We start from the raw sequence: 25,406 nt of genomic DNA, 5'->3' as shown, positions 1-25,406 counted from the left end.
TGATAATAAAAATTGAAAGGAAGCCTATATGGGTATCACCAGACGCGATTTTCTCAACGGAGTGGCGATCACCATCGCCGCCGGGTTGACGCCGCTGCAAATCTTGCGCGCGTCGCCGCAAACCGCCAATCAAACCCTGTACTATCCGCCGGCGCTGACCGGGTTGCGGGGCAACCATCCGGGCTCGTTCGAGCATGCGCACCAGTTGGGGCGCGACGGCAAAACCTTTGATTTCGGCAGCGTACCCGCCGTTGAAGAGTTCGATCTGGTGGTGGTCGGCGCCGGCATCAGCGGGCTGGCGGCCGCCTGTTTCTGGCAGCAACTGAAAGGCGAGCGGCAGCGCATTCTTTTGATCGACAACCACGACGACTTCGGCGGCCACGCCAAGCGCAACGAGTTCAACAGCGACGACGGCATGCTGCTCGGCTACGGCGGCAGCGAATCGTTGCAGTCGCCGCGCTCCAACTTCAGCCCGGTGGCGATGGGGCTGCTGCGCAAGCTCGGCGTCGATATCGACCAACTGGAGCAGGCTTTCGACACCACCTTCTACCCGGATTTGAATTTGAGCCGCGGGGTTTACTTCGATCGCAAGAACTTCGGCGTCGACAAGGTGGTGAGCGGCGATCCGGGGCGCACGGTGGCGGACGACATTCCGCGCGATCGGCTCAACGGCCGTTCTTATGAAGCGTTCATCGGCGATTTCCCGCTGCCGGAAAGCGATCGCCAGGCGCTGATCGCGCTACACACGGTGGAGAAGGATTATCTGCCAGAGATGACGCTGGAGCAGAAGGTCGAGTGGCTCGATACCCACAGCTACACCCAGTTCCTGCGCGAGAAGGTGGGCCTGAGCGAACTGGCGATCCGCTATTTCCAGCAGACCACCAACGACTTCCAGGCGGTGGGTATTGACGGCACCTCGTGCAGCGATGCGCGCATCTGCGATCTGCCGGGCCTTGACGGCATGAATCTGCCGCCGCTGGACGAAGAGTCGCAGGCGGATCTCGACGATCCTTACGTGTTCCACTTCCCGGACGGCAACGCCACGCTGGCGCGCCTGATGGTGCGCCAGCTGATCCCGGCGGTGGCGCCGGCCGGCAAGGACATGAACGACGTGGTGCTGGCCAAATTCGACTACAGCCAGCTCGATCGGCCGGAATGGCCGGTGAAGCTGCGTTTGAACAGCACCGGGCTGCACGCGGCCAACGTCGGCGACAAGGTGGAAGTCACCTACATGACCGGCGAGAAGATGACCAAAGTGCGCGCCGGGCAGGTGGTGATGGCCGGCTACAACATGATGATCCCGTATCTGGTACCGGAGATGTCGCACGAGCAGCAGGAGGCGCTGAAGCAGAACGTCAAGGCGCCGCTGGTGTACAGCAAGGTGGTGATCCGCAACTGGCAGCCGTTCATCAAGCTGGGTGTGCACGAGGTTTATTCGCCGGCCGCGCCGTACAGCCGCGTGAAGCTGGACTATCCGGTGAGCATGGGCGGTTATCAGCACCCGCGCGATCCGGATCGGCCGATCGGCCTGCATATGGTGTATGTGCCGACGCTGCCGGGCAGCGGCCTCAGCACGCGCGAACAGTCGCGTAAAGGGCGCGCGCTGCTGCTGGGCACGCCGTTTGAAGTGCACGAACAGATGATCCGCGAACAGCTGCAGGGCATGTTGGGTGAGGCCGGTTTCGATCATCAGCGCGACATTCAGGCGATCACCGTCAACCGCTGGTCGCACGGTTACTCCTACTTCCTCAACGGGCTGTTTGACGACGAAGACGAAGCCAAGAAAATCATCGAAACGGCGCGGCAGCCGATCGGCAAGATCGCTATCGCCAACTCCGATGCCGACTGGAGCCCGTACGCCAACTCGGCGATCGATCAGGCGTGGCGCGCGGTGAACGAACTGGCCTACGGCAAGGTTGCCGCCAAGGAGGGAGCATGAGTCTGCGTTCGCTGTACCTGTTGAGCCTGCTGGCCGCCGGCGGCTCGGCCCAGGCGATGTCGGCCGGGGAATACGTCGCCAAAGCCGGTGACTGTACCGCCTGCCATACCGCACCGGGCGGCGCCGAATTGGCGGGCGGCATGAAGTTCCCGACGCCGCTCGGGGCTATCTACGCCACCAACATCACGCCGGACAAGCTGCACGGCATCGGCGCTTACTCGTTCGAAGAGTTCGATCGCGCCATGCGTCAGGGGATCGCCAAAGACGGTCACCGGCTTTATCCGGCGATGCCGTACACCTCGTACGCCAAAATGAGCGCGGAAGACATGCGCGCGCTGTATGACTATCTGATGAACGAGGTGCCGGCGCAGAACGTCGCCAACCGCGCCAGCGACATCAGCTGGCCGCTGTCGATGCGTTGGCCGCTGGCGGTGTGGAACCAGCTGTTCCACGACGACCAGCCGTATCAGGCCGATCCGCAGCAAAGTGCCGAGTGGAACCGCGGCGCCTACCTGGTGCAGGGCGCGGGCCACTGCGGCAGCTGCCATACGCCGCGCGGTTGGGCGATGCAGGAGAAGGGGCTGGACGGTAAGGAACCGGTGTTCCTGAGCGGCGCCGAGCTGGACGGCTGGTACGCTTCCAACCTGCGCGGCCTGCCGCCGGAAGAGGTGACGGCGCTGCTGAAAACCGGCCGCAGCCGCCATGCGGCGGTCGCCGGGCCGATGAGCGAGGTGGTGGCCCACAGCACGCAGTACCTCAGCGACGGCGATCTGAACGCCATCGCGGTGTACCTGCGCAGCCTGGCGCCGGACACCGTCGCCGGGGCCGCCTCGAAGGTTGCGCTGGCGGATAATCCGAGCGGCAAGGCGACCTATGCGATGTATTGCTCGACCTGCCACGGCAATAAGGGAGAGGGTACCGACTTCACCATCCCGGCGCTGGCGGGCAACGCCACGGTAACGGCGGACAATCCGCTGACTGCGCTGCGGGTGGTGCTGGAAGGGGCGCATACCCCGATCACGCAGCAGGCGATGGCGCTCGGGATGCCGGCTTACGGCTGGGCGTTGAACGACCGGCAGGCGGCCGACCTGATGAGCTATCTGCGGGGAAGCTGGGGCAACCAGGCGGCGCCGGTAACGGTGCAGCAGGTGCAGGACGCGCGCCAACTGCAGGCGAAATGAAGAGGGAGCGCGGTCTGACGGCCGCGCTCCGCAAGCATTACAGCACCTTATGCGGGCCGAAGCATTCGTAGTGGATGCGTTCGGCCTCTACGCCCATCTCCAGCAGCTGTTTGCCCACGAACTGCATGAAGGCCACCGGGCCGCAGAAGTAATAGTGCATTTGCGGATCGGCCAGGCTGCCGCGCAGCGCGCTCAAATCCATCAATCCGCGGCTGTGGTAGTCGCGGCCTTCCACGTCATCGGCGCCCGGCTCGCGGTACCACACATGGCGGCTAAGATTCGGCATGCGCCCGGCAATATCCGCCACTTCCTCGGCAAAGGCATGCACGCTGCCGTTTTCCGCCGCGTGCAGCCAGTGGACCTGCGCCTGGTGTTGGTTGTCGTGCAGGCTGTTGAGCATGCCGAGCATCGGGGTTTGGCCGACGCCGGCGGAGATCAGCGCCACCGGCGTGGTCGGCGCCACATCGAGGAAGAAGTCGCCGTGCGGCGGGGCGATGTCGATCACGTCGCCTTCCTGCGCCTGCTGGTGCAGGTAGTTGGACACTTTCCCCTGATCTTCGCGCTTCACCGCGATGCGGTAGAACTCGCCGTTTGGCGAGGTGGTCAGCGAGTACTGGCGAATTTCCTGATGCTCCAGGCTGTCGTGCTTGATGTAGACCGCCAGGTATTGCCCCGGTTTGAAGTCCGCCACCCGGCCGCCGTCCACCGGTGCCAGCACGAAGCTGCAGATCACGTCGCTCTGCGGCTGTTTCTTCAGGATGCGGAATGCGCGCAGATCGCGCCAGCCGCCGTTGTCGGTTTCGCTCTGCTGATAAATCTGCTCTTCACGCTGAATAAACACGTTGGCCAGCACGCCGTAGGCTTTGCCCCAGGCGTCCAACACTTCCTGACCCGGGCTGAACATTTCGTCCAGCGTCGCCAGCAGGTGGCCGCCGACGATTTGGTATTGTTCCGGCTGGATATTGAAGCTGGTGTGCTTCTGCGCGATGCGCTCCACCGCCGGCAGCAGCGCCGCCAGGTTCTCGATGTTGGCGGCATAGGCGCAGATGGCGTCGAACAACGCCTGACGCTGATCGCCGTTGCGCTGGTTGCTCATGTTGAAAATGTCTTTCAATTCCGGGTTGTGCGCGAACATGCGATCGTAAAAGTGGGCGGTCAGCTTCGGCCCGGTCGCAGCCAGCAGGGGAAGGGTGGATTTAACGGTGGCGATGGTTTGGCTATCCAGCATGGGAGCGCTCCTTGGGTTGGGATCTTGACGAGAATTTTAATGATGCATTTTAAATGCATCTTATTGAGTTCCACGCCGCTTGTAAATACCCTTGTTTTCGTTGCGGTGTTCTTCCGGCGTCGATCGCGCTCACAGAACATGAAAAAAGCGCATCGTTCGCATGAGGAAATGTCCGTTGATAAACGGCGGCGTTTAGCGGATCAAAGCCTTGCGCCGCCTTATGCCAATCGTTTGCGTAAAAACCTCTGTCAAGACCTATCTTCGGTGGGGCGAAACGGTTTACACTGTGGCCCAGAACCCAAACGGGTAGTTATTTGGTGATTTTTTAGTTAGCTGATTTAAGTCAGGAGATGCCGGATGTTAAAGCGTGAAATGAACATTGCCGATTACGATGCGGAACTGTGGCGTGCCATGGAGCAGGAAGTGGTGCGTCAGGAAGAGCACATCGAGCTGATCGCGTCTGAGAACTACACCAGCCCGCGCGTGATGCAGGCTCAGGGTTCCCAGCTGACCAACAAATACGCTGAAGGCTATCCGGGCAAGCGTTACTACGGCGGCTGCGAATACGTGGATATCGTTGAGCAGCTGGCTATCGACCGCGCCAAAGAATTGTTCGGCGCCGATTACGCCAACGTGCAGCCGCACTCCGGCTCCCAGGCTAACTTCGCCGTTTACACCGCGCTGCTGCAGCCGGGTGACACCATTCTGGGCATGAACCTGGCGCACGGTGGCCACCTGACCCACGGTTCCCCGGTTAACCTGTCCGGCAAACTGTATAACGTGGTGCCTTACGGCATCGACGACAAAGGTCAAATCGACTATGACGATCTGGCCAAACAGGCGCAAACCCACAAGCCGAAAATGATCATCGGCGGCTTCTCCGCTTACTCCGGCGTGGTTGACTGGGCCAAAATGCGCGAAATCGCCGACAGCATCGGCGCTTATCTGTTCGTCGACATGGCGCACGTGGCCGGCCTGATCGCCGCCGGCGTGTACCCGAACCCGGTACCGCACGCGCACATCGTCACCACCACCACCCACAAAACCCTGGCGGGCCCGCGCGGCGGCCTGATCCTGGCGAAGGGCGGCGACGAAGAGCTGTACAAGAAGCTGAACTCCGCCGTGTTCCCTGGCGGCCAGGGCGGCCCGCTGATGCACGTGATCGCCGGCAAGGCGGTGGCGCTGAAAGAAGCGATGGAGCCTGAGTTCAAGGTTTACCAGCAGCAAGTGGCGGTCAACGCCAAGGCGATGGTGGACGTGTTCCTGCAGCGCGGCTACAAAGTGGTCTCCGGCGGCACCCATAACCACCTGTTCCTGCTGGATCTGGTCGACAAAAACCTGACCGGTAAAGAAGCGGACGCCGCCCTGGGCCGTGCCAACATCACCGTCAACAAAAACAGTGTGCCGAACGATCCGAAGAGCCCGTTCGTCACCTCCGGCGTGCGTATCGGCACCCCGGCCGTGACCCGTCGCGGCTTCAAAGAAGCCGACGTGCGCGAACTGGCCGGTTGGATCTGTGATGTGCTGGATAACATCAACGATGAAGCCACCATCGAACGCACCAAGAAGAAAGTGCTGGATATCTGCGCCCGCCTGCCGGTTTACGCATAATCCCGCTTTTGCCTGAAAAACCCGCTGCGGCGGGTTTTTTTGTGGCTGCTCGCGGCAAACTGTGAGCTGTCTGGCACTCTAACGCATTGACGTGGAATGAAGATTGCGGGCAGGTGTGAGCTCTGTCAAAGTATTGCCCTCACTCCGGAGGGATCATGGTTCTGCAATCCACGCGTTGGCTCGCGCTCAGTTATTTCACCTACTTTTTTTCCTACGGCATTTTCTTACCGTTCTGGGGCGTGTGGCTGAAAGGCGAAGGCATCGCGCCCGAAACCATCGGCATATTGCTCGGCGCCGGTTTGGTGGCCCGCTTCCTCGGCAGTTTACTGATTGCTCCCCGCGTTAAAGATCCCTCTCATCTGGTTTCCGCGCTGCGCCTGCTGGCGCTGCTGACCCTGGCTTTCGCGGTTGGCTTCTGCTTCGGCAACGGCTGGGGCTGGCTGATGCTGGTGATAGCGGGCTTCAACCTGTTCTTCTCGCCGCTGGTGCCGCTGACCGACGCGCTGGCCGCCACCTGGCAAAAGCAGATCCGCATGGACTATGGCCGGGTGCGGCTGTGGGGCTCGCTGGCGTTCGTCATCGGCTCGGCGCTGACCGGGCAACTGGTGGCGGTGTGGGGCCATAACGCCATTCTCTACAGCCTGATCCTCAGCGTGCTGGCGATGCTGCTGGGCATGCTGCTGAAGCCGAGCGTGATGCCGCAGGGCGAAGCGCGCACGCACGGCGGGGCCGAGCGTTCGCTGTGGGCGCTGTTGAAAGAAGGGCCGGTGTGGCGCTTCCTGCTGTGTGTCACGCTGCTGCAGGGCGCGCACGCCGGCTACTACAGCTTCGGCTCCATTTACTGGCAGGAGGCGGGCTATTCGGCCTCGACCATCGGTTATCTGTGGTCGCTGGGCGTGGTGGCGGAAGTGATTATTTTCGCCAGCAGCAACGTGCTGTTCCGCCGCTGGAATGCGCGCAACCTGCTGCTGCTTTCCGCCTGTTGCGGCGTGTTGCGCTGGAGCCTGATGGCCTACAGCACCGAGCTGGGTTGGCTGCTGCTGATCCAAATCCTGCACTGCGGCACCTTCACCGTGTGCCATCTGGCGGCGATGCGCTTTATCGCCGCGCGCCAGGGGCAAGAGGTGATCCAACTGCAGGCGGTGTATTCGGCGCTGGCGATGGGCGGCGGTATCGCCGTCATGACGGTCATTGCCGGGTTCCTGTTCGAACATTGGCAGGGCGGGGTGTTCTGGGTGATGGCGGCGGTCGCGGTGCCGGCCTTGTTCATCCGGCCGCCGGCGGTCAGCGTCAGCCGGTGATTAAGGGGCTTCCAGCAGCGCGCGGATGGCCTGGCGCTGGCGGTTTTCCAGCGGCAGTTCGGTATAGATCAGCGGCGGGTGTGGAGCGCTGTGCACCGCCGCGTAGGGGGTGATCACCAGCGTGACGCCCTGCGGCGCTCCGCCGCACAGATAGTCGCTCAGCGGCAGATACTTGATGTTCAGCGGCAGCAGCGTGAGCTCGCGGATCTGATATTCCACTTCCTCTTCCAACTGCGGGTTATCCAGCGTCAGCAGCAGCACCTGTTTTTCCTGCAGCGCGTTGTCCTGCATCAGCCAGGCGCCGAAGCTGATGGCCACCAGGCCCGCCTCCTCGTTGGAAAAATGCACGCCGTACTCCTGCTCCAGCGGTTTCAACGCTTCCTGCGTGGTGCGCATCAGCCGCGGGTATTTGCGCACCACTTCTTCCAGCAGCATATTGTCGATGCCGATGGCGAAACGGCAGCGCTCCAGCGCCGGCGCCAGATGGGCGAACAGCTGGCTGACCAGCTCCGCCTTGCTGCTGAAAGCCATGCCGGACAGCTGCTGGAACCGCTCGACCATGCTGTCGATCGCCGTCATCAACCGCTGCTCATGCGCCGAGTCGTTGCTGTGGTAGCTGTGGCTTTTCAACAGGGTGAAGGTCAGCGCCAGGAAATCGCGCTCGTCCGCGTGCGGCGGCTGGTTAAACAGCCGGTTGCAGGTCTGATGCAGCCAGGCGGCGGCTTGCTGCTCCGGTTTTTGCCGCAGCCAGTCGCGCTGAACGGCGTCGAAACACGGGTGTTGCTGCAGGCGGTTTTGCCAGGCGCAGTAGAGCAGATAATGCTGCAGGAATTGGCGGTCGCGCGCGTCAAAGTGACGATTGAGCAGCGGCTCGCAGGCGTCGAGCGACTGGGCCAACAGCGATGTCAACTCGGCATCGGCCGCCAGCGCTTGCCGCAGGCGCGGGGCGAAATCGTCTTCGACGAACCGCGGGCTGCAGCGCAGGGTGCGCCTTAGCCAATGGAGCAGGCACAGGCGTTGGTTGAGCGCGCTGCCCCTCAATCGGTAGCCATGGTCGGGATCGACGGCGATCTCCAGATGGTGGAAACGCTGGATTTCACTGGCCACCTCGGCTATATCTTGCCGGGTTATCGGGGGGGCGACGCCATTGATTCGGCTGAGGGTCTCCAGCTGTAACTCGGGCTCCGGCGTGTACAGCATCAGCAGCAGATGGCAGCGCCGTTGTTGTCCGGAGAGCTCAGGCACGGGAGAGGTGTCCAGGCTCATATCACCTTCCGGCATAAAAGGTTGCGATTATGCCTAAGCATAGCAAAAGGCTTTGTGCCGGCAGGGTTAACGCGCGGCTTTTACTTCGGCTTACAACTTTCGTCACAAATATCGCCGGCAGAGGCGGGCCGTTCGACATTTATTTGTGTTACGTTATAACAAATATAGGTAAAGCAGGATAATGATGAAGTTACGTCGACTTTTGGCTGCCTTTGGCGCCGTGTTCAGCGCCGGTGCGATCGCGCATCCGCACAGCTTTATCGATATGAACACCACCTTCGTCGCCAAGGATCAGCGGTTGGTCGGCCTGAAAATGGTGTGGGTGATGGATGAAATCACCTCGGCGGATCTGCTCTACGATGCGAAAAACGCCAAGAGCGATTCGGAAGTGTGGAAAAAGCTGGCGGCGGAAGTGATGGCCAACGTGCTGGGGCAGCACTATTTCACCGACCTTTACCGCGACGGCAAGCCGGTGAAATACCTGAACTTGCCCAGCGAATATCACCTGTCGCGCCAGGGCAACCAGGCGGTACTGGAGTTCGTGCTGCCGTTGGCCGAGCCGCAGCCGCTGGCGGGCAAGCCGTTCGAGCTTTCTACTTACGATCCGACTTATTTCGTGGATATGACCTATAAAGACCAAAATGCGCTGCATTTGCCGCCGGAGATGGCGCAGCAGTGCAGCTACAAGCTGATGACGCCGAAGCCGAATGCGTCGCTGCAGGCCTATGCGCTGTCGCTCGACAAGAACGACTCGCCCGGTGAAGACCTGGCGCTGGGGCAGCAGTTCGCCCAGCGGGTGACGCTGCAATGTCGCTGAATCTCTCGCAACCGACGATAAACCGGCGCCACTGGGCTTTCGGCCTGTGGCCGCTGCTGCCGTTCACGCTGGCGCTGGCGGCCGCCGCGCTGCTGGCGTGGCACTATTGGCCGCAGCTGCTGATGCAGAGCGTGGTATGGCAAAAAGCGCTGCACCAGCAGATGGCGGGGTTGTTGCAACAGGTGAAGGCCGCGCCGCAGCAGGCAGGGTTGGCGCTGACGCTGTTCAGCCTCGGCTATGGCGTTTTGCATGCGCTCGGCCCCGGCCACGGCAAAGTGGTGATCGCCACCTATCTGGCCACTCACCCGGCGCGGCTGAAAAGCAGCCTGAAGCTGACCTTCGCCGCTTCGCTGGTGCAGGGCGGGGTGGCGATCGCGCTGGTCACGCTGATGCTGGTGATATTGCAGCTCTCTTCGCGCCAGCTGCACCAAAGCAGCTTCTGGCTGGAGAAGGGCAGCTTTATTTTGGTGATGTTGCTTGGCGTGTTGCTGAGTTGGCGCGCGCTGAAACGTCTGTTTGCGGCGATCAAGGCGATGCGCCCGGCGCCGGCGCTGCGCATTAACAGCCTGACGCCGCTGACGGCGGAGCATGTGCACAGCGCCGATTGCGGCTGCGGCCACCGGCATCTGCCGAGCGACAGCGAGCTGCAGGCGGGAAGCGATTGGCGCACCCAGACCGCCATCGTGCTGGCGATGGGCATGCGTCCCTGTTCGGGGGCGATTTTGGTGCTGCTGTTCTCCAAGGTGATCGGCGTGTTCGGCTGGGGAGTGATCTCCGCGCTGGCGATGGCGTTCGGCACGTCGTTGACCATCTCCATGCTGGCGCTGCTGGTGCATTACAGCCGACGGCTGGCGGTGCGCCTTAGCCGCTCGCGTGCGCCCGCCGCCTGGAGCGCGGTGGCCTGGGGATCGTTGGCGCTGGCCGGGGGCCTGATCCTGTTGGCCGCCGGGCTGTTGCTGTACGTCAGCGCGCAGCCGGCATTCGGCGGCGGCATCCGCCCCTTCTCCCGCTGACGGGCATAAAAAAAGCGCTGCATCGGCAGCGCTTTTTTCGATTCGCTTCTGGCGATTAACGCTTCAGCGCTTCGCTCAGTTCTTCGCGCATGGTGGCCAGCATGGCTTTCACGACGCGCGGGTTGCCTGCTACCACGTTGCCGGAGCTGAAGTGGTTGTGGCCGCCGACGAAGTCGGTGACCAGGCCGCCGGATTCACGCACCAGCAGTTCGCCCGCGGCGAAGTCCCACGGCTTCAGGCCGATTTCGAAGAAACCGTCTACGCGGCCGGCGGCCACATAGGCCAGATCCAGCGCAGCGGAACCGGTGCGGCGGAAGTCCGCACACTGGGTGAACAGCTTGCCGACGATGTTGATGTAAGGCGTTGCGTGCTGTTTGACTTTGAACGGGAAGCCGGTCGCCAGGATGGTGCCATCCAGATCTTTGGCGTTGGTGCCGCGCAGACGGTAACCGTTGAGCTGGGCGCCCTGACCGCGCGTGGCGGTGAACAGTTCGTTGCGCATCGGATCGTAAACCACGGCCACTTCAGTGCGGCCTTTGATGCGTACGGCGATGGAAACGGAGAAATGAGGGAAACGTTTGATGAAGTTTGCAGTGCCATCCAGTGGATCGATCACCCATTGCACATCGCGATCTTCGCCGATCAGCTCACCGCGTTCTTCGCTCACGATACTGTGTTGCGGATAAGACTTGCGGATGACGTCGATGATCAGATGCTCTGCATCGCGATCGACGTTGGTGACGAAGTCATTGGTCCCTTTCTGGCTCGCTTCTACAGCGTCCGGGGTTTCGTAGTTTTTGGCAATCAGGTTACCGGCCTTGCGCGCAGCGCGCACGGCGATAGTCAGCATCGGATGCATGGGTATCTTCCAACTAGGATGTTAAAGAACAGGAAACGGCGCGAAGTATAGCAGCTGTTCGGCAAATTGCCTACGGCTGTGTTAAGATGCTGCGATTTTCCGCCACGCTCAGAGTTTGTATGCTGCACAATATCCGCATTGTTCTGGTAGAGACTTCACATACCGGCAACATGGGCTCGACCGCCAGAGCCATGAAAACCATGGGGTTAACCAACCTTTATCTGGTTAATCCGCTGATCAAACCCGATTCTCAGGCCATTGCCCTGGCCGCCGGCGCCAGCGACGTGATCGGCAACGCCACTATCGTCGATACCCTCGATGACGCCATCGCCGGCTGTAGCCTGGTGGTGGGCACCAGCGCGCGCTCTCGCACCCTGCCGTGGCCGATGCTGGAGCCGCGCGAATGCGGCGTGCGCGCGGTGCACGAGGGCGAGCACGCGCCGGTGGCGCTGGTGTTCGGCCGTGAACGCGTCGGGCTGACCAACGATGAATTGCAGAAGTGCCACTACCATGTCGCCATTCCGGCCAACCCGGACTACAGCTCGCTGAACCTGGCGATGGCGGTGCAGATCCTGGCGTACGAAGTGCGCGTGGCTTACCTCGATCGCCAACAGGCGGGCGCGCCACAGCTGGAAGAGACGCCGTATCCGCTGGTGGACGACCTTGAGCGTTTCTATCAGCACCTTGAGCAGACGCTGCAGCGTACCGGCTTCATTCGCCCGTCCCATCCGGGCCAGGTGATGAGCCGCCTGCGCCGGCTGTTCACCCGCGCGCGCCCGGAAGGGCAGGAGCTGAATATCCTGCGCGGTATGCTGACCTCGATCGAGAAACAGGATAAACATCAAGGTAATTAATTGATGTGGCATAACGGTGGGCGACAATAGTATTAGTTATCCAAAGGTTATAACATGTATTTTATATACCTTTGTTCTTGCTAAGTTCAAAACGTGCTAATACTTGAGTTAATTACTAGGTTAAATAGTTGACTGTTTTACTCAGGAATGTCAGACTTTCGGCCATATTTGACCAACAGGTAACCATTGAGCTATGAGACTGACATCCAAAGGCCGTTATGCCGTAACCGCTATGCTCGACGTAGCGCTGCATTCCCAGGAAGGGCCGGTGCCACTGGCGGACATTTCCGAACGCCAGGGTATTTCGCTCTCTTATCTGGAACAATTATTCTCCCGTCTGCGCAAGAATGGCCTGGTGGCCAGCGTGCGCGGTCCGGGCGGTGGTTATCTGCTGGGTAAAGACGCGGGTGAGATCGCCGTTGGCGCTGTCATCACTGCCGTCGATGAATCGGTAGATGCAACCCGTTGCCAGGGCAAAGAAGGCTGTCAGGGCGGCGATCGCTGCTTGACCCACGCCCTGTGGCGCGATCTGAGCGAGCGCATCAGCGGGTTCCTGAACAACATTACGCTGGCTGAACTGGTCAACAACCAGGAAGTGCTGGTGGTGGCGGATCGTCAAAACAACGATACGCGCCGCACGGCCAACGGTCGTCCGCAAGAAACTATCAACGTTAATCTGCGCGCATAAGCAGCTGGCGAAATTATTTTAGTTTTTGGAAGTGATGTACGGAGCACAAGAGCAATGAAATTACCGATTTATCTGGATTACTCAGCAACGACGCCGGTTGACCCGCGCGTTGCTGAGAAGATGATGCAGTTTTTGACCCTGGACGGCACTTTCGGCAACCCGGCTTCCCGTTCCCACCGTTTCGGTTGGCAGGCGGAAGAGGCGGTAGACATCGCCCGTAACCAAATCGCCGAACTGGTGGGTGCCGATCCGCGCGAAATCGTCTTCACCTCCGGGGCGACCGAATCCGACAACCTGGCGATCAAAGGCGCTGCCAATTTCTACCAGAAAAAAGGCAAGCACATCATCACCAGCAAAACCGAACACAAAGCCGTGCTCGACACCTGCCGTCAGCTGGAGCGCGAAGGGTTTGAAGTGACCTACCTGGCGCCGCAGAGCAACGGCATCATCAGCCTGCAGGATCTCGAAGCGGCGATGCGCGATGACACCATCCTGGTCTCCATCATGCACGTCAACAACGAAATCGGCGTGGTGCAGGATATCGAAGCGATCGGCGAAATGTGCCGTGCGCGCGGTATCATCTACCACGTTGACGCCACCCAGAGCGTGGGCAAACTGCCTATCGATCTGAGCAAGCTGAAAGTCGACCTGATGTCGTTCTCCGGCCACAAAATCTATGGTCCGAAAGGCATCGGCGCGCTGTATGTGCGTCGCAAGCCGCGCATCCGCATCGAAGCGCAGGTACACGGCGGCGGTCACGAGCGCGGCATGCGTTCCGGCACCCTGCCTGTCCACCAGATCGTCGGCATGGGCGAAGCTTATCGTATCGCCAAAGAAGAGATGACCGAAGAGATGGCGCGTCTGCGCACCCTGCGCGATCGTCTGTGGAACGGCGTGAAAGATATGGAAGAAGTATATCTGAACGGCGATCTGGAGCACGGCGCACCGAACATCCTGAACGTCAGCTTCAACTACGTTGAAGGCGAGTCGCTGATCATGGCGCTGAAAGACCTGGCCGTTTCTTCCGGTTCAGCCTGTACCTCCGCCAGCCTCGAGCCGTCCTATGTGCTGCGCGCGCTGGGCATGAGCGATGAATTGGCGCACAGCTCGATCCGTTTCTCCCTGGGGCGTTTCACCACGGAAGAAGAGATCGACTACACCATTCAACTGGTGCGTAAATCCATCGGCCGTCTGCGCGATCTGTCCCCGCTGTGGGAGATGTTCAAGCAGGGCGTGGACATCAACAGCATCGAATGGGCGCATCATTAATTCTCAGGTTTCAGGAGCAAGGTCATGGCTTACAGCGAAAAAGTAATCGATCATTATGAAAACCCGCGTAACGTGGGTTCTTTCGACAACGAAGATCCTACCGTCGGCAGCGGCATGGTAGGGGCGCCGGCTTGTGGCGACGTCATGAAGCTGCAAATCAAGGTTAACGATGAAGGCATCATCGAAGACGCGCGCTTTAAAACTTACGGCTGCGGTTCCGCCATCGCCTCCAGCTCGCTGGTGACCGAATGGATGAAAGGCAAGTCGCTCGATCAGGCTGAAGCGATCAAAAACACCCAGATCGCCGAAGAGCTGGAATTGCCGCCGGTCAAAATTCACTGCTCGATCCTGGCTGAAGACGCCATCAAAGCAGCGATTGCCGACTATAAGAGCAAGCATAGCGCCAAGTAATTTGTCTGAGTCGGCCCGGCCGCGCCGGGCTTTGATGTGAAGTGTGAGGTTGTGATGTCTATTACCATGAGCGACAGCGCTGCGCAGCGTGTTCAGGCGTTTTTGACGAACCGCGGCAAAGGTCTCGGCCTGCGTCTGGGAGTGCGAACTTCCGGCTGCTCCGGGATGGCGTACGTGCTGGAATTTGTTGACGAAGCCAACGATGACGACATCGTGTTTGAAGACAAAGGCATCAAGGTGATCATCGACGGCAAGAGCCTGGTCTACCTTGACGGCACCGAGCTTGATTTCGTTAAGGAAGGCCTGAACGAAGGCTTCAAGTTCAACAACCCGAACGTCTCAAGCGAGTGCGGCTGCGGCGAGAGTTTCAACGTCTGACAGTCCATCGTGCTCCCCCGTTTCGGCGGGGGAACTTCATCCGCTAACGCCCAGAGCACGCTATGGATTACTTTACTTTATTCGGGCTGCCAGTTCGCTACACCGTGGACGGCAGCCTGCTTGCGTCCCGCTTCCAGGATCTGCAGCGCCAATTCCACCCCGATCGTTTCGCCAACCAGCCGGAGCGCGAACGCCTGATGGCGTTGCACCAGGCTGCGACCATCAACGAAGCCTACCAGGCGCTGAAGCACCCGTTAAAACGCGCGGAGTATATGCTATCGTTGCACGGCTTCGATCTGGGCAACGAACAGCATACGATGCGCGACACCGCGTTCCTGATGGAACAGCTGGAACTGCGCGAAGAGCTCGACGCCATTGAGCGCAAGCCGGAGGCGGAAAGCCTGCTGGCCGATTTCGGCGCGCGGCTGGCCGCCTCGGTCAAACAGCGCAGCGCGCTGATGCTGCAGCAGTTGGACAGTGAACAGTGGGCGGACGCCGCCGACACCGTGCGCAAGCTGCGCTTCTTGGACAAACTCCAGCAACAGGTTGAACAACTCGAAGAAAAACTGCTGGGTTTTGAGTAACACCTTCTGATTCTGATTGTGGAAGCTTCAACATGGCCTTATTACAAATTAGTGAGCCTGGCCTCAGCGCCGCGCCGCACCAGCGACGTCTGGCCGCCGGCATCGACTTGGGCACCACCAACTCGCTGGTCGCCACGGTGCGCAGCGGGCAAGCGGAAACGCTGGCCGACGAACAGGGTCGCCATTTGCTGCCTTCGGTAGTGCATTATCAGGCGGACGCGCAGCGCGTCGGCTGGGAGGCGCGCCAACAGGCGGCGCAGGATCCGGCCAATACCGTCAGCTCCATCAAACGCATGATGGGCCGCTCGTTGGCGGACGTGCAGCAACGTTACCCGAACCTGCCGTACCAATTCCAAGCCAGCGACAACGGCCTGCCGCTGATCGTCACCGCCGCCGGCGCGGTTAACCCGGTCGGCGTCTCCGCCGATATCCTGCGAGCCCTGTCCGCGCGCGCGCAAGCGGCGCTGGAAGGCGAGCTGGATGGCGTCGTGATCACCGTTCCCGCTTACTTCGACGACGCGCAGCGCCAGGGCACCAAAGACGCGGCGCGTCTGGCCGGCCTGCACGTTCTGCGTCTGTTGAACGAACCCACTGCGGCCGCGATCGCCTATGGGCTGGATTCCGGCCAGGAAGGGGTGATCGCGGTTTACGATCTGGGCGGCGGCACCTTTGATATCTCCATTTTGCGCCTCAGCCGCGGCGTGTTCGAAGTGCTGGCCACCGGCGGCGATTCCGCGCTGGGCGGCGACGACTTCGATCACCTGTTGGCCGACTGGCTGCGCGAGCAGGCCGGCGTGGCCGATCGCAGCGACCACGGCGTGCAGCGCCAACTGCTGGATGCCGCCATCGCCGCCAAAATCGCGTTGAGCGATGCCGACAGCGTGCGCGTCGAGGTGGCCGGCTGGCAGGGTGAAGTGACCCGCGCCCAGTTTGAAGCGCTGATCGCTCCGTTGGTGAAACGCACGCTGATGGCCTGCCGCCGCGCGCTGAAAGACGCCGGCGTCGCCGCCGACGAGGTGCTGGAAGCGGTGATGGTCGGCGGTTCCACCCGCGTGCCGCTGGTGCGTGAGCAGGTGGGCGCCTTCTTCGGCCGCACGCCGCTGACGTCGATCGATCCGGATAAAGTGGTCGCCATCGGCGCCGCGATCCAGGCCGACATTCTGGTGGGCAACAAGCCGGACAGCGACATGCTGCTGCTGGACGTGATCCCGCTGTCGCTGGGCCTCGAAACCATGGGCGGTCTGGTGGAGAAAGTGATCCCGCGCAACACCACCATTCCGGTGGCGCGCGCGCAGGAGTTCACCACCTTTAAAGATGGCCAGAGCGCGATGATGATCCACGTGCTGCAGGGCGAGCGCGAGCTGGTGCAGGATTGCCGTTCGCTGGCGCGCTTCACGCTGCGCGGCCTGCCGCCGCTGCCTGCCGGTGGCGCGCATATTCGCGTCACCTTCCAGGTGGATGCCGACGGTCTGCTGAGCGTTACCGCGATGGAGAAATCCACCGGCGTCGAAGCCTCGATCCAGGTCAAGCCGTCGTACGGCCTGTCGGACAGCGAAATCGCCGGCATGATCAAGGATTCGATGGCCAACGCGCAAAGCGACGTGGGCGCGCGCAAGCTGGCGGAGCAACGCGTGGAAGCCGCGCGGGTGCTGGAAAGCCTGCAGGGCGCGTTGGCTACCGACGCCGCGCTGCTGAGCGAGGCGGAAAGCCAGGCGATCGCCGCCGCGACCCAGGCGTTGCAGCAGGCGGTGCGGGGTGAAGACCCCGCCGCTATCGAAGACGCCATCAAAACATTAGATGCACAAACGCAAGATTTTGCCGCGCGCCGCATGGATGCTTCCATTCGCCGCGCGCTGGCTGGCCATTCTGTGGATGAGGTTTAACCATGCCTAAAATTGTTTTCCTGCCCCATCAAGATCTGTGCCCGGAAGGGGCGGTTCTGGAAGCCGAAAAAGGGGAGTCGATCCTCAACGTTGCGCTGCGCAACGGCATTGAAATCGAGCACGCCTGCGAGAAATCCTGCGCCTGCACCACCTGCCACTGCATCGTGCGTGAAGGCTTCGATTCGCTGGAAGAGAGCAGCGAGCTGGAAGACGACATGCTGGACAAAGCGTGGGGGCTGGAGCCGGAAAGCCGTCTGAGCTGCCAGGCGCTGGTCGCCGACGAAGATCTGGTGGTCGAAATGCCGCGCTACACCGTCAACCACGCGCGTGAGCATTAATTGTTAGCCGCAGCGTCAACCCGGAGATCATAATGGGACTGAAGTGGACCGACAGCCGTGAAATCGGCGAAGCCCTGTACGACCAATACCCGGACACCGATCCGAAAACCGTGCGTTTTACCGACATGCATCAGTGGATCTGCGATCTGGAAGAGTTCGATGACGATCCGCAGGCTTCCAACGAAAAAATACTGGAAGCGATCCTGCTGGTCTGGTTAGATGAAGCGGAGTAAATAGCGTAACGGGCTGCCATGGGCGGCCCGTTTATTTTGTATCCGACATACCCGTCGTCTTTCAAACCGCAGCGTTGTTACCTGCACGATCACACCCCAGTCACTTACCTGAGTAAGCTCCTGGGGATGAGATCGCTGGGCGCCTAGCTGCAATTTGAAATCCATAGGGTATGCAATAAAGCCCTAATGAAATAATAAAGGGAACATCCGGAGTAAGAAGGCTATGACAACTGAATTCATGCAGGTCACGCTGTCGCAACAACCTGCCGACGCCCGCTGGGGCGAGAAAGCGCTGCTGAGCACCAACGGTGAAGGGATGACTATCCACCTGACCGGGGCCGACAAGCTGGGCGCGATCCAGCGCGCGGGCCGCAAAATTGACGGCCAGGGCATCAAAAACGTCAAGCTGGCCGGCGACGGTTGGGATTTGGAAAACAGCTGGGCGTTCTGGCAAGGCTATCGCGGGCCGAAAGGGCAGCGCAACGTCGAATGGGCCGAACTGCCGGAAGCCGCGCGTCAGGAGCTGGATAAGCGCCTGAAGATCGTCGACTGGGTGCGTGACACCATCAACATGCCGGCGGAAGAGCTGGGGCCGGAGCAATTGGCGACCCGCGCCGTCGATCTGATGTGCGACGTCGGCTGCGATGCCGTCAGCTACCGCATCACCAAGGGCGAAGATCTGCGCGAGCAGAACTATGCCGGCATCCACACCGTCGGCCGCGGCTCCGAGCGCCCGCCGGTGCTGCTGGCGCTCGACTTCAACCCGACCGGCAACCCGGATGCGCCGGTGTTCGCTTGCCTGGTCGGCAAGGGCATCACTTTCGACAGCGGCGGCTACAGCCTGAAGCAGAGCGCCTTTATGGATTCGATGAAATCCGACATGGGCGGCGCGGCCACTATCACCGGCGCCCTGGCGCTGGCGGCGGCGCGCGGCCTGAAGCAGCGCGTGAAGCTGTACCTGTGCTGCGCCGACAACATGGTCAGCGGCAACGCCTTCAAACTGGGCGACATCATTCGCTACCGCAACGGCAAAACCGTTGAGGTGATGAACACCGATGCGGAAGGGCGCCTGGTGCTGGCCGACGGCCTGATCGACGCTTCTGAGCAGAACCCGCAGCTGATTATCGACTGCGCCACCCTGACCGGCGCGGCGAAAACGGCGGTAGGCAACGACTATCACGCGCTGTTCAGCTTCGACGACGCGCTGGCGCAAGAGCTGCTGAGCAGCGCCGCCGCCGAGCACGAGCCGTTCTGGCGTCTGCCGCTGGCCGAGTTCCACCGCAGCCAGCTGCCGTCCAACTTCGCCGAGCTGAACAACGTGGCCGGCCCGGCCTACACCGCCGGCGCCAGCACCGCGGCGGCCTTCCTGTCGCATTTCGTTAAGAACTACCAGCAAGGCTGGTTGCACATCGACTGTTCCGCCACCTACCGCAAAGGCGCGGTGGATCAGTGGTCGGCCGGCGCGACCGGGCTGGGCGTGCGCACCCTGGCCAATCTGTTGCTGAGCAAAGCCAAATAATTGAACGCCCGCCGCGTCGGGCGCTAGAATGCGCATTATCTTCGGGGCCCAGCATGCTGGGCCTCGCTATTTGATCCCTGGAGTTTGCCATGAGTTCCCATCATCACGATGCCGCCCCGAGCGAGAACGAGCTTGAACGCCTGCTGAAGCTGGCGGTGACGGAGCCGGCCCACCGTCCGGCGTTCTTCCGTGAACTGCTCGACGCCACGGTGCTGATCCTCGGCGACAGCGAGCAGGTGCAGCAGGACGGCGACATCACGCTGAACGCGGATACGCCGGTCAATATCCAGCATTGGGAAAAGCAGGACGGCGGCAGCATCATTCCGTTCTTCACCTCGCTGGACGCGTTGCAGAAGGCCGTTGAGGACGAACAGCCGTTCATCGCCATGCCGGCGCGGGTGTTGTTTGAAATCACCCAGGGCGCGGATCTGTTCCTCAACCCGAAGGCGGAGTACGGCAAAGAGTTCTACCCGGAAGAGGTGGCGATGCTGTTGGCGACCGGCGGCGTCGTCAAACCGGTGGAGCATTACGTCGACAAAGAAACCCAAATCCTGTTGGGGCAGCCCGAAGAGTACCCGTCGGCGATGGTGGATGCGCTGACCACGCTGTTCAGCCAGCGCAAACCGGTGCGCCGCGCGTTTCTGGCGCTGATGCACGATCAGGCGGCGGACGAGAAGCCGAATCTGCTGATCGGGCTGGAAGTGGATGCAGAACCGGCGGAGATCGAGGCGTTGATCAACGAGGCCGGCAGCGTCGCCAGCGAAACGGCGCCGAATGACGAACCGGTCGATTTCTGCCTGGTGTCGGAGAAAGAGCGCGGCATCAGCCACTACCTGATCGCCCATACGCAGCCGTTTTATCAGCGCCGCTGGGGCAGCTGGCTGCGCAATTTGATCCCGTCCACCGACAAAACCCAGTAACGCGGCGCGTGGTCGGAAATGCCGCAGGAAGATCATATTTTTTTAATGAAATGTTGATTTTCCCGTAGGCAAGCGTTAACGGCGCACATATAATCTGCGCCACTTGAGAAGGCCGGCAACATTGCAGACCGGCCTGTTTTGGAAGTCATACAGAGGCCATCATGACCGTAGAACGTACCTTTTCCATCGTTAAACCAAACGCTGTAGCCAACAACGACATCGGCGCTATCTACGCGCGTTTCGAGCGCGCCGGTTTCAAAATCATCGCCGCTAAAATGCTGCGTCTGACTCGCGAGCAAGCTGAAGGCTTCTACGCTGAGCACAAAGGCCGCCCATTCTTCGACGGTCTGGTAGAGTTCATGACCTCCGGCCCAATCATGGTGCAGGTTCTGGAATCTGAAAACGCCGTGCAGCGCAACCGCGACATCATGGGCGCAACCAACCCGGACAACGCACTGGCCGGCACCCTGCGCGCCGACTACGCGGACAGCTTCACCGCTAACGCCGTTCACGGTTCCGACTCCGTTGAATCCGCACAGCGTGAAATCGCTTACTTCTTCAACGAAAGCGAAATCTGCGCACGTTAATCGTGCCGTTTCTGAGCTGATAGCCAGGCATTCACCGGCTGAAACAATAAAAATGCCCTGAATGCCTTTCAGCCATAGAAACCCGCTACTAAAATTTGTACAATGCCGCGCCCCTGATAAGACGACTTGTCAGGGGCGTGTTTTTAGTGCCGCCACCCGAATCATGCGGGCTGAAATGCACAACTTACTTTCCATTCTTTAGCGCCATAACGTGTAATAACGAGGCCAGAGATCATTATGTTAGAACCCATCACGTCCGAGCACACCGTGTCTGAAAATAATTCGCTGACTACCCCCTCCGTTAACGTGGAGCAACCGGCTGCGGCCAAAATCAACCTGCTGGATCTGAACCGCCAGCAAATGCGCGAGTTCTTCGCCGAAATGGGCGAGAAACCGTTCCGCGCCGATCAGGTGATGAAGTGGATTTATCACTACTGCTGCGACGATTTCGAGCAGATGACCGACATCAACAAAGTCCTGCGCGGCAAGCTGCAGCGCGTGGCGGAAATCCGCGCGCCGGAAGTGGCGGAAGAACAGCGCTCGGCCGACGGCACCATCAAATGGGCGATCAAGGTGGGCGATCAGCAGGTCGAAACCGTGTACATCCCGGAAGCCGACCGCGCGACGCTGTGCGTCTCCTCGCAGGTGGGTTGCGCGCTGGAGTGCAAATTCTGTTCGACGGCGCAGCAGGGCTTCAACCGCAACCTGCGCGTGTCGGAAATCATCGGCCAGGTGTGGCGCGCGGCGAAGATCATCGGCGCGCTGAAGGTGACCGGCCAACGCCCGATCACCAACGTGGTGATGATGGGCATGGGCGAACCGCTGCTCAACCTGAACAACGTGGTGCCGGCGATGGAAATCATGCTGGACGACTTCGGCTTTGGCCTGTCCAAACGCCGCGTGACCCTGTCTACCTCCGGCGTGGTGCCGGCGCTGGACAAGCTGGGCGACATGATCGACGTGGCGCTGGCCATTTCGCTGCACGCGCCTAACGACACCATCCGCGATGAGATCGTGCCGATCAACCGCAAGTACAACATCGAGACCTTCCTGTCCGCGGTGCGTCGCTACCTGGAGAAATCCAACGCCAACCAGGGGCGCGTCACCGTCGAGTACGTGATGCTGGATCATATCAACGACAGCACCGACGATGCGCATCAGCTGGCGGAAGTGCTGAAAGACACGCCGTGCAAGATCAACCTGATCCCATGGAACCCGTTCCCGGGCGCCCCTTACGGCCGCAGCTCCAACAGCCGGGTGGATCGTTTCTCCAAGGTGTTGATGGAATACGGCTTTACGACTATTGTTCGTAAAACCCGCGGTGACGATATCGATGCCGCCTGCGGGCAACTGGCGGGTGAAGTGATCGACCGTACCAAGCGTACCCTGAAAAAGAAAATGGCCGGGGAACCTATCAACGTACGGGCGGTCTGAATCCTATAGCACCTTTTTTGTTATCTAACAGCCTGTTATGCGAGATGTTGACGCTAATGGGCGTTAGCTGACGGCCGATAAGGAAATGAATGCGGGCATGAAGCTGAAACTGTGGGGTGTGTGGCTGGCGATCGGGTTGTTGGCCGGGTGTTCCGGCTCATCGCCGGAAAAGGAAGCACAGGTCGCTGAGGCGGGCCAGACGCGGTTGCAGCTGGGGCTGGAGTACCTGCAGCAAGGTGACATGGACGCCGCGCGCCAGAACCTGGAAAAGGCGCTGGACGCGGCCCCGCAGGATTACCGCACGCAGTTGGGCATGGCGCTCTACGCGCAGCGGATCGGTGAAAACGCCGCGGCCGAACAGCGTTATCGGCAAGCGCTCAAACTTGCGCCGGGCAATGGCACCGTACTGAATAATTACGGTGCGTTTCTTTGCAGTTTAGGGCAGTATGTACCGGCGCAACAGCAGTTTAGCGCTGCGGCACTGGCGCCCGATTATGGTCAGGTCGCCGACAGCCTGGAAAACGCAGGTTACTGTTTTCTCAAGGCCGGACAAAACGATGAAGCGCGCACGCTGTTGAGCCGCGCGCTGAAAGTCGATCCGGACAAAGGCGCTCCGCTGTTGGCGGAGGCCGAAAAGCAATTTGGAGAAGGGAAGCGCGCCCAGTCGCAACTTTTATTGGATGTTTATCAGCATGTTCTGCCGGCTAGCGCCAGCAGCTTATGGTTACAGATTCGTTTCGCCGCGTTAGCCGGCCGTCAGGATAGCGTTCAACGCTATGGCAAGCAGTTAGCGCGAAGTTTTCCACAATCCAAACAGTACCAGCAGTTCTTAGCTAATGAATACTGAAGCCTCCCAAGATAAAACCGTATCCATGACGACGGGCCAGCGCCTGCGTCAGGCCCGTGAGCAACTCGGGCTGAGCCAACAGGCCGTTGCAGAACGCCTGTGTCTCAAAATGTCCACCGTGCGCGATATCGAGGAAGACAGCGTGTCCGCTGACCTCGCGTCCACCTTCGTGCGCGGCTACATCCGTTCCTACGCCAAGCTGGTGCATTTGCCGGAAGACGAACTGCTGCCGATGCTGGCCAAGCAGGCGCCGTTGAAGATGGCGAAAGTGGCGCCGATGCAAAGCTTCTCGCTGGGCAAGCGCCGCAAGAAACGCGACGGCTGGCTGATGAGCTTCACCTGGCTTATCGTGTTCGTGGTGATTGGCCTGACCGGCGCCTGGTGGTGGCAAAACCACAAGGCGCAGCAGGAAGAGATCGCCACCATGGCTGATCAATCCTCCGCGCAGCTTTCACAGAATAACGAAGGGCAGTCCGTGCCGCTGACGGACGGCAACGCCGACGCCGGCACCAACGTGCCGTTGACCGACAACAGCGCCGCGCCGGCCGATACCGGCGCAGCGGCTCAGGCGCCGGCGGCGACCGCCCAGACGCCGGGCGCGGCTCAGCAACAGCCTGCCGTGGTGTCGCCAAGCCAGACCACCCTGCCGGAAACCGCGCCGGCGGCGCAATCGCCGCTGCCGACCGCCGATGCGGGCGTGGCTGCGCCGGCGGCCGATCCGAACGCGCTGGTGATGGATTTCTCCGCCGACTGCTGGCTGCAGGTGACCGACGCGAGCGGTAAAACGCTGTTCAGCGGCACCCAGAAGCAGGGCGGCAAGCTGAACCTGACCGGCACTGCGCCGTACAAACTGACCATCGGCGCGCCGGCGGCAGTACAGATCCAGTATCAGGGTAAACCGGTTGATTTGAGCCGGTTCGTTAAGTCAAACCGTGTTGCTCGCCTGACCGTCGCCGCGCAGTAATCGCGCGGCCCCGGTCGTGATGTCAGAGCAGCAATGGAGAGTAAGTAATGCATAACCAAGCGCCCATCAACCGTCGAAAATCTACACGCATTTACGTCGGCAAGGTGCCTATTGGTGATGGCGCGCCGATTGCCGTGCAGTCGATGACCAACACCCGTACCACCGATGTTGAAGCAACGGTTAATCAGATTAAAGCGCTGGAGCGCGTGGGCGTCGACATCGTCCGCGTTTCGGTTCCTACCATGGACGCCGCCGAGGCGTTCAAGCTGATCAAGCAGCAGGTCAACGTGCCGCTGGTCGCCGATATCCACTTCGATTATCGCATCGCGCTGCAGGTTGCCGAATACGGCGTGGACTGCCTGCGCATCAACCCGGGCAACATCGGCAACGAATCGCGCATTCGCTCGGTGGTGGACTGCGCCCGCGACAAGAACATCCCGATTCGCATCGGCGTCAACGGCGGTTCGCTGGAGAAAGATCTGCAGGAAAAGTACGGCGAACCTACGCCGGAAGCGCTGCTGGAATCCGCCATGCGCCACGTGGATATCCTCGATCGCCTCAACTTCGACCAGTTCAAGGTCAGCGTCAAGGCATCGGACGTGTTCCTGGCGGTGCAATCCTACCGTCTGCTGGCGTCGCGCATCGATCAGCCACTGCACCTGGGCATCACCGAAGCCGGCGGCGCGCGCAGCGGGTCGGTCAAATCGGCCATCGGCCTGGGCATGCTGCTGTCTGAAGGCATCGGCGATACCCTGCGCATCTCGCTGGCGGCGGATCCGGTCGAAGAGGTGAAGGTCGGTTTCGACATTCTGAAGTCGCTGCGCATCCGCGCGCGCGGCATCAACTTCATCGCCTGCCCGACCTGTTCGCGTCAGGAGTTCGACGTGATCGGCACGGTGAACGCGCTGGAGCAGCGCCTGGAAGACATCATCACGCCGATGGACGTCTCGATCATCGGTTGCGTGGTGAACGGCCCGGGCGAAGCGCTGGTGTCCACCATGGGCGTGACCGGCGGCCACAAGAAGAGCGGCTTCTACGAAGACGGCGTGCGCCAGAAAGAGCGTTTCGACAACGAACAGATGATCGACCAGCTGGAAGCGAAGATTCGCGCCAAGGCCGCGATGATGGACGAAAGCAACCGTATCACGGTCAATCTGCTGGAAAAATAAGCGTTATCGCTACACGGCGGGCCTGTTGGCCCGCTTGTTTATGCACCTGAAGGGCGGAAAACCGCATCCGCGTTGAATACCGGGCGGCAAAGTCCCTATAATCAGGTTCATTT

25 protein-coding genes are annotated in these 25,406 nt (G+C 60.8%); 22 read left to right on the top strand and 3 right to left on the bottom strand.

Annotation, left to right across the window (positions count from 1 at the left end; all coding sequences use genetic code 11):
* Nucleotides 1–28: 28 nt before the first annotated feature.
* A complete protein-coding gene (locus tag ACSBQS_RS19225) occupies nt 29–1,939 on the top strand; it encodes an NAD(P)-binding protein (RefSeq protein ID WP_042785217.1) in 1,911 nt (636 codons plus the stop codon).
* Entirely contained in the window at nt 1,936–3,120 is a 1,185-nt protein-coding gene (locus ACSBQS_RS19220) for a c-type cytochrome (protein ID WP_047025587.1), read from the top strand. The genes ACSBQS_RS19225 and ACSBQS_RS19220 overlap by 4 nt, the downstream gene beginning before the upstream one ends.
* Before the next feature lie 37 nt (nt 3,121–3,157).
* Here ACSBQS_RS19220 and hmpA read toward each other — a convergent pair whose 3' ends face one another.
* Nucleotides 3,158–4,348, bottom strand: coding sequence for an NO-inducible flavohemoprotein (hmpA, locus tag ACSBQS_RS19215; RefSeq protein ID WP_147838554.1), 1,191 nt, complete (start codon nt 4,346–4,348; stop codon nt 3,158–3,160).
* 357 nt (nt 4,349–4,705) lie between these two features.
* Between hmpA and glyA the strand changes: the two genes are divergently transcribed.
* Nucleotides 4,706–5,959, top strand: a complete 1,254-nt coding sequence (gene glyA, locus ACSBQS_RS19210) for a serine hydroxymethyltransferase (RefSeq protein ID WP_025303922.1) — start codon at nt 4,706–4,708, stop codon at nt 5,957–5,959.
* A gap of 155 nt (nt 5,960–6,114) precedes the next feature.
* The gene (locus ACSBQS_RS19205) at nt 6,115–7,260 is read left to right on the top strand and encodes a 3-phenylpropionate MFS transporter (protein ID WP_046897760.1); all 1,146 of its coding nucleotides are present in this window, start codon (nt 6,115–6,117) and stop codon (nt 7,258–7,260) included.
* Here ACSBQS_RS19205 and csiE read toward each other — a convergent pair whose 3' ends face one another.
* Entirely contained in the window at nt 7,261–8,526 is a 1,266-nt protein-coding gene (gene csiE / locus ACSBQS_RS19200; protein ID WP_033651573.1) for a stationary phase inducible protein CsiE, read from the bottom strand. It lies immediately after the preceding gene.
* Between the two features lie 181 nt (nt 8,527–8,707).
* Here csiE and ACSBQS_RS19195 point away from each other — a divergent pair, with 181 nt between their 5' ends.
* Entirely contained in the window at nt 8,708–9,343 is a 636-nt protein-coding gene (locus ACSBQS_RS19195) for a DUF1007 family protein (protein ID WP_046687657.1), read from the top strand.
* Complete coding sequence (locus ACSBQS_RS19190; RefSeq protein WP_101453850.1) at nt 9,334–10,356, top strand: nickel/cobalt transporter; 1,023 nt, start codon at nt 9,334–9,336, stop codon at nt 10,354–10,356. The genes ACSBQS_RS19195 and ACSBQS_RS19190 overlap by 10 nt, the downstream gene beginning before the upstream one ends.
* A gap of 55 nt (nt 10,357–10,411) precedes the next feature.
* Here ACSBQS_RS19190 and suhB read toward each other — a convergent pair whose 3' ends face one another.
* A complete protein-coding gene (suhB, locus tag ACSBQS_RS19185; RefSeq protein WP_033644096.1) occupies nt 10,412–11,215 on the bottom strand; it encodes an inositol-1-monophosphatase in 804 nt (267 codons plus the stop codon).
* Nucleotides 11,216–11,334: 119 nt separating this feature from the next.
* On the opposite strand from suhB, the gene trmJ reads away from it, so the two are divergent.
* The 16 genes from trmJ to ispG all read left to right on the top strand — a co-directional run bounded on the left by trmJ (nt 11,335) and on the right by ispG (nt 25,293).
* Entirely contained in the window at nt 11,335–12,069 is a 735-nt protein-coding gene (trmJ, locus tag ACSBQS_RS19180) for a tRNA (cytosine(32)/uridine(32)-2'-O)-methyltransferase TrmJ (RefSeq protein ID WP_025303916.1), read from the top strand.
* A 193-nt stretch (nt 12,070–12,262) separates the two neighbouring features.
* On the top strand, nt 12,263–12,757 hold the full coding sequence (iscR, locus tag ACSBQS_RS19175; protein ID WP_004941404.1) for a Fe-S cluster assembly transcriptional regulator IscR: 495 nt from the start codon (nt 12,263–12,265) through the stop codon (nt 12,755–12,757).
* 54 nt (nt 12,758–12,811) lie between these two features.
* The gene (gene iscS, locus ACSBQS_RS19170) at nt 12,812–14,026 is read left to right on the top strand and encodes a cysteine desulfurase (RefSeq protein ID WP_015378780.1); all 1,215 of its coding nucleotides are present in this window, start codon (nt 12,812–12,814) and stop codon (nt 14,024–14,026) included.
* A 24-nt stretch (nt 14,027–14,050) separates the two neighbouring features.
* The gene (iscU, locus tag ACSBQS_RS19165) at nt 14,051–14,437 is read left to right on the top strand and encodes a Fe-S cluster assembly scaffold IscU (protein ID WP_004941408.1); all 387 of its coding nucleotides are present in this window, start codon (nt 14,051–14,053) and stop codon (nt 14,435–14,437) included.
* A 54-nt stretch (nt 14,438–14,491) separates the two neighbouring features.
* Nucleotides 14,492–14,815 (top strand): iron-sulfur cluster assembly protein IscA, encoded by a 324-nt coding sequence (iscA, locus tag ACSBQS_RS19160; RefSeq protein WP_004941410.1) that lies wholly within the window; start codon nt 14,492–14,494, stop codon nt 14,813–14,815.
* A 62-nt stretch (nt 14,816–14,877) separates the two neighbouring features.
* The gene (gene hscB, locus ACSBQS_RS19155) at nt 14,878–15,399 is read left to right on the top strand and encodes a co-chaperone HscB (RefSeq protein ID WP_434991280.1); all 522 of its coding nucleotides are present in this window, start codon (nt 14,878–14,880) and stop codon (nt 15,397–15,399) included.
* A 32-nt stretch (nt 15,400–15,431) separates the two neighbouring features.
* The gene (hscA, locus tag ACSBQS_RS19150) at nt 15,432–17,282 is read left to right on the top strand and encodes a Fe-S protein assembly chaperone HscA (protein ID WP_434991279.1); all 1,851 of its coding nucleotides are present in this window, start codon (nt 15,432–15,434) and stop codon (nt 17,280–17,282) included.
* 2 nt (nt 17,283–17,284) lie between these two features.
* On the top strand, nt 17,285–17,620 hold the full coding sequence (gene fdx / locus ACSBQS_RS19145; RefSeq protein ID WP_004941417.1) for an ISC system 2Fe-2S type ferredoxin: 336 nt from the start codon (nt 17,285–17,287) through the stop codon (nt 17,618–17,620).
* Between the two features lie 32 nt (nt 17,621–17,652).
* On the top strand, nt 17,653–17,853 hold the full coding sequence (gene iscX / locus ACSBQS_RS19140; RefSeq protein WP_006327336.1) for a Fe-S cluster assembly protein IscX: 201 nt from the start codon (nt 17,653–17,655) through the stop codon (nt 17,851–17,853).
* Between the two features lie 223 nt (nt 17,854–18,076).
* Entirely contained in the window at nt 18,077–19,372 is a 1,296-nt protein-coding gene (gene pepB, locus ACSBQS_RS19135) for an aminopeptidase PepB (RefSeq protein WP_033632327.1), read from the top strand.
* Between the two features lie 89 nt (nt 19,373–19,461).
* Nucleotides 19,462–20,292, top strand: coding sequence for an enhanced serine sensitivity protein SseB (gene sseB, locus ACSBQS_RS19130; RefSeq protein ID WP_060660349.1), 831 nt, complete (start codon nt 19,462–19,464; stop codon nt 20,290–20,292).
* 161 nt (nt 20,293–20,453) lie between these two features.
* On the top strand, nt 20,454–20,879 hold the full coding sequence (gene ndk / locus ACSBQS_RS19125) for a nucleoside-diphosphate kinase (RefSeq protein ID WP_004941424.1): 426 nt from the start codon (nt 20,454–20,456) through the stop codon (nt 20,877–20,879).
* 237 nt (nt 20,880–21,116) lie between these two features.
* Nucleotides 21,117–22,313, top strand: coding sequence for a bifunctional tRNA (adenosine(37)-C2)-methyltransferase TrmG/ribosomal RNA large subunit methyltransferase RlmN (locus ACSBQS_RS19120; protein ID WP_004941426.1), 1,197 nt, complete (start codon nt 21,117–21,119; stop codon nt 22,311–22,313).
* Between the two features lie 97 nt (nt 22,314–22,410).
* Nucleotides 22,411–23,160: a type IV pilus biogenesis/stability protein PilW gene (gene pilW, locus ACSBQS_RS19115; protein ID WP_197666644.1), complete on the top strand. Its 750-nt coding sequence runs from the start codon at nt 22,411–22,413 to the stop codon at nt 23,158–23,160.
* On the top strand, nt 23,150–24,124 hold the full coding sequence (gene rodZ, locus ACSBQS_RS19110) for a cytoskeleton protein RodZ (protein ID WP_033644090.1): 975 nt from the start codon (nt 23,150–23,152) through the stop codon (nt 24,122–24,124). The genes pilW and rodZ overlap by 11 nt, the downstream gene beginning before the upstream one ends.
* Nucleotides 24,125–24,171: 47 nt before the next feature.
* Nucleotides 24,172–25,293, top strand: a complete 1,122-nt coding sequence (gene ispG / locus ACSBQS_RS19105; RefSeq protein WP_016929756.1) for a flavodoxin-dependent (E)-4-hydroxy-3-methylbut-2-enyl-diphosphate synthase — start codon at nt 24,172–24,174, stop codon at nt 25,291–25,293.
* Nucleotides 25,294–25,406: the final 113 nt, after the last annotated feature.

Origin of the sequence: Serratia sp. H402Y, assembly GCF_051172415.1 — a bacterium.
Classification (GTDB): domain Bacteria; phylum Pseudomonadota; class Gammaproteobacteria; order Enterobacterales; family Enterobacteriaceae; genus Serratia; species Serratia ureilytica.
The sequence above is the reverse complement of the archived record's forward strand: the minus strand, read 5'-3'. Positions and strand labels throughout refer to the sequence as shown.